The organism is Anaerosporobacter sp. (genome assembly GCF_965301125.1).
In genome coordinates, this window is the sequence record NZ_CBDLAM010000267.1 from 1 (window position 1) to 4,056 (window position 4,056).

Genomic DNA, 4,056 nt, shown 5'->3' on the forward strand with positions numbered 1-4,056 from the left:
TTACAGTTTAGGAAAGTAGGATTACAAAGATGAAAAAGAAAATAGTTGCAGCTATACTATCGATTACAATGAGTTGCATGGCACTTACAGGTTGTGGAAGTAAAGAACAAACAGCTTCAAATGGTAAAGTGGTCGTTTACATGCCTAGCCCAACAAGCCTAAATGAAAAATACGTAGAAGGTTTTGAAGCAAAAACTGGAATAAAAGTAGAATTATTTGAAGGAACTACAGGTGAGATTCAGGCAAGACTTGAAGCAGAAAAAGATAATCCAGTAGCTGACGTAGTAGTACTTGCATCTTGGGCTGATGGGCTTGCGATGAAAGAAGAAGATAAACTTCTTGAGTTTGAACCAGAGAATGCTGACAAATTATATGATGGTTGGAAAGACGAAGAGAATATGTTATTTGGAACTAGTGCATCTGCTGTAGGTGTAATCTATAACACTATGTTGATTGATGAGCTGGATGCAGACTGGTCTGAACTTACTAGCAGTGAGTATAAGGATAAGTTAACTGTTCCAGATCCTGAAAAATCTGGTTCTTTTAAAGATTTCATTGCTGGATATATGGAATCTACAGGAGATGATTGGGATACGTGGCAACAAATGAGTGAAAATGGATTGGTTGTAGCAGGAACAAATAAAGCTGCTCTTGAATCTGTTATTACAGGCGAAAAAGAAATTCTTGTGGCAGGAGTAGATTACAATGCCTACACGAGCATGGAAAACGGTGAGCCAATTGATTTCTATTACCCAGAGTCAGGAACTGTGATTAATCCACGCCCAGCTATGATTTTAAAAACAAGTAAGAACGTTGATAATGCAAAAGCATTCATTGATTATTTATTATCAGATGAAGCGCAACAAATGGTTGCAGATGCTTACTTATTACCTGGACGTTCTGATATTACTTGTGATAATAGAGCAAATGTAAGTGATATCCCAGTACTGGAAAATATAAATTGGGATAATATTGTAAAGAAATCTTCAGATGTAGCTTCAAAATTTAACGAGATTTCTTCAAAATAGCGAGGGATATAGGATATGGGAAATAATAAAAGGAATAAGACGATAGCATATGCAGTAATAGCATTTGCATTGTTTTGCTTCATTATTGTTCCAATTTTAACTGTATTCTCTGAGGCGGTCTTTATTGATGGGCGCCTTGATTTCTCTAATGCGATACAGACGATTGGAAATGATAGTAATTTAGAGACGATAAAGAATTCATTGTTATTGGGAGTACTTGTAGTAATTGTTTCTACGATTGTTGCAACACCTTTAGCATTTTTATTAGCACGAACAGAATTTGGGAACAAAAAATGGCTTGATATAGTCTTAATGATTCCATTTATGACGCCACCATATATTTCATCTATGGGTTGGATATTATTTATGCAAAAAAGAGGATTGTTCCAACAACTATTTCCATGGACAGGAAGTGTATCAGAAGAATTCTTTTCTCTTGGTGGCCTTGTGTTTGTTATGAGTATGCATGTTTTCCCATTTATTACAACTATACTTAAAAATGCAATTTTGAATATCGGAATGAATTTAGAAGAAAGTGGAGCAGTTAGCGGAGCTAGTTTTTGGTATAGAATGCGAAAAATTATTATGCCACTTTTGACTGGAAACTATGCAATTGGTATGCTACTAGTATTTGTTAAAGTCCTATCAGAGTATGGTACACCAGCTACATTAGGAAAACGAATTGGTTTTTATGTATTTACAACAGATATTCATAGATATGCAACAACAGCGCCTATTGATTTTGGAAAAGCAGCTAGTTTGTCTGCGGTACTGGTAAGTATTTGTTTAATCATGTGGTATGCTCAAAACTATATTACAGCGAAAAACACATATAACCTTGTTAGTGGAAAAGGACAAAAGCGTAAGAGATACGAGATAAAAAGACGTACCAAAATATTAGGTGGAATCTATATTGCACTTATTATTATCATAGCAATTGGAGTTCCGTATTGCTCTGTAATTGCAACTTCTTTAATTAAGGTAAGAGGTTATGGCCTTACTGCAGGAAACTTTACAATCAAACATTATGTGGATCTGTTTACTGCAAATGGGAAAGGAATTCAAGCATTGCTCACTAGTACGATGTTGGGTGCATTAGTAGCTACAATAGCAAGCATAATTGGAACCTTGATTGTAGTAACCATAAGAAAGGCTAAAAGATGGAAAAAGATCATCGAGATGGAATCTTTATTACCAGAGATGATTCCTAATATCGTAATACTCATTGGATTAATGTTGTTCTGTATTAAAATATATACTATATTCCAACTTTATAATACCATAGGTTTAATGATTTTAGTATATGTAGTTATGTTCTTACCATATACAATCCAATATGTATCTTCTGCTTTAATGCAGATGGGAGATTCTCTATTAGAAGCAGGAAAAGTATGTGGTGCTAATAAGATGTATATATTCAGAAAAATTACACTTCCACTCATCATGCAAGGTGTATTATATGGCTGGATGATGATTTTTATCATTGTATTTCGTGAATTAGTTGGTGCGAGTCTGATTTCTCCACCAAATGTTCAAATGGTGTCTACTTTTATTGTACGAGAATTTGAACAAGGAAGTGCTTCTGTTGGTATGGCAATGGCAGTAGTTTGTGTGTTGGTGTCAACTACGTTACTCATTATCCTAAACTATGCAACAAATAGAAAGAAGGCATCATAAAATGAAAGCATATATAGCAGGTGGATGCCAGGAACATGGAAGAAACAGTTTTCTATTAGAAGGACGCGAGTATTCTTTGTTAGTTGATTGTGGAACGATGCAAGGAAGTGAAGATCCAAATCCTTATTTAAGTAAGGAACAGATTGCGAAGATTCGTTATGTATTTCTGACACATTCTCATAAAGATCATGTGGGAAGTTTGGAGTGGCTATATCAGCAAGGTTTCTGTGGAAAAGTGTATTTATCAAAAGAGACGTATGAACAGATACCTAGAAAACCAAAAGATTATGTGTTATTAGATATTTCTAAGAAGAATACAGTTACTATTGAAAATAATCTGGAAATCAGATATGGAAGAAGCGGTCATTGTGTAGGAAGTTTGTGGTTTATAATTTCCTTTGATGAAAAGAAGGTTTTATTTACTGGTGACTACTGCGAAGATAGTGAAGCTTATATCTGTGATGTCTTACGAGATATTAGTGTTGATCTGGCATTTGTAGATTGTGCTTATGGGGAAAAAACAGGAACGGCTTTACAGAATACAGAAATACTGAATCAGAAAATTAATGAGTGCTTTCATAGTGGAAAACATTTAGTACTACCTGTTCCACCAAATGGCCGAGGTTTTGATTTGTTAAAAATAGTATCTACCTCTAACTATGGAAATAACATCGTAGTAGATTCCGTATTAAAAGACTGTCTAGAATCTTCACAGCAGTGGAAGGAATGGCTAAAAAGTGGTAGCATATTCAAGAATGTATCTGAGATGGCTGAGAAATCCTTTGATGATGCCACGGCAATCCTTATAGCGGATGCACAAATGAAATCGGAAGAAAATCAAATGTTTGCTAGGGAGATTCTAGACAAAGCAGGGAAGGTTATCTTTACGGGTCATACAGATTTGAATTCTTATGCTTCAAGGCTTGTAAAGAGTGGACAGGCAGAATTATTTATTTATAGTGTTCATCAGAACCTGGAGGAAGCCTTACTATTGTGTGAAAAAAACCAATGGTCAAAAGTGATTCTTACGCATTGCAGTAAAGAACTTCTTGTAGAAGATAAAAGTAGGTTTTTGGGAGTAAAATCAAAAGAAGAAATATTATTTTAGTGAGATATAAATTTTCATAATTATTTTCGAACGTCAGATATATTAACATCAAAAAAGAAAATAGAAAGTGATATGAATTGCCACAAGTAAAACATTTTGATATGATTTACTTGTGGCAATTTTTGGTTATTCATAATTCGAAGAAAAAAATGTTAAATGAATTTCGAACTTCTGATTTGATATAGAAAACCAGAAGTTAGTTTTACATGTTATACTTGGGGTGTATCCTCCTGCAGAGGGAGG

3 protein-coding genes are annotated in these 4,056 nt (G+C 34.4%); all 3 read left to right on the forward strand.

Annotated features, from left to right (window positions below; genetic code table 11):
- Positions 1 to 29: 29 nt before the first annotated feature.
- Genes ACW2QF_RS18380 through ACW2QF_RS18390 form a run of 3 tightly spaced genes read left to right on the forward strand, consistent with a single transcriptional unit; the run spans position 30 to position 3,813 of the window.
- On the forward strand, positions 30 to 1,028 hold the full coding sequence (locus tag ACW2QF_RS18380; RefSeq protein ID WP_455717470.1) for an ABC transporter substrate-binding protein: 999 nt from the start codon (positions 30 to 32) through the stop codon (positions 1,026 to 1,028).
- A 15-nt stretch (positions 1,029 to 1,043) separates the two neighbouring features.
- Positions 1,044 to 2,705 carry an ABC transporter permease gene (locus ACW2QF_RS18385; protein ID WP_455717471.1) on the forward strand — a complete coding sequence of 554 codons (1,662 nt, stop codon included), beginning with the start codon at positions 1,044 to 1,046 and terminating at the stop codon, positions 2,703 to 2,705.
- A 1-nt stretch (position 2,706) separates the two neighbouring features.
- Positions 2,707 to 3,813: an MBL fold metallo-hydrolase gene (locus ACW2QF_RS18390; protein WP_455717472.1), complete on the forward strand. Its 1,107-nt coding sequence runs from the start codon at positions 2,707 to 2,709 to the stop codon at positions 3,811 to 3,813.
- Positions 3,814 to 4,056: the final 243 nt, after the last annotated feature.

Bases quoted from the DNA above. Each gene is read 5' to 3' on its own strand.
- ACW2QF_RS18380 (WP_455717470.1), top strand. From the start codon at position 30: ATGAAAAAGAAAATAGTTGCAGCTATACTATCGATTACAATGAGTTGC.
- ACW2QF_RS18385 (WP_455717471.1), top strand. From the start codon at position 1,044: ATGGGAAATAATAAAAGGAATAAGACGATAGCATATGCAGTAATAGCA.
- ACW2QF_RS18390 (WP_455717472.1), top strand. From the start codon at position 2,707: ATGAAAGCATATATAGCAGGTGGATGCCAGGAACATGGAAGAAACAGT.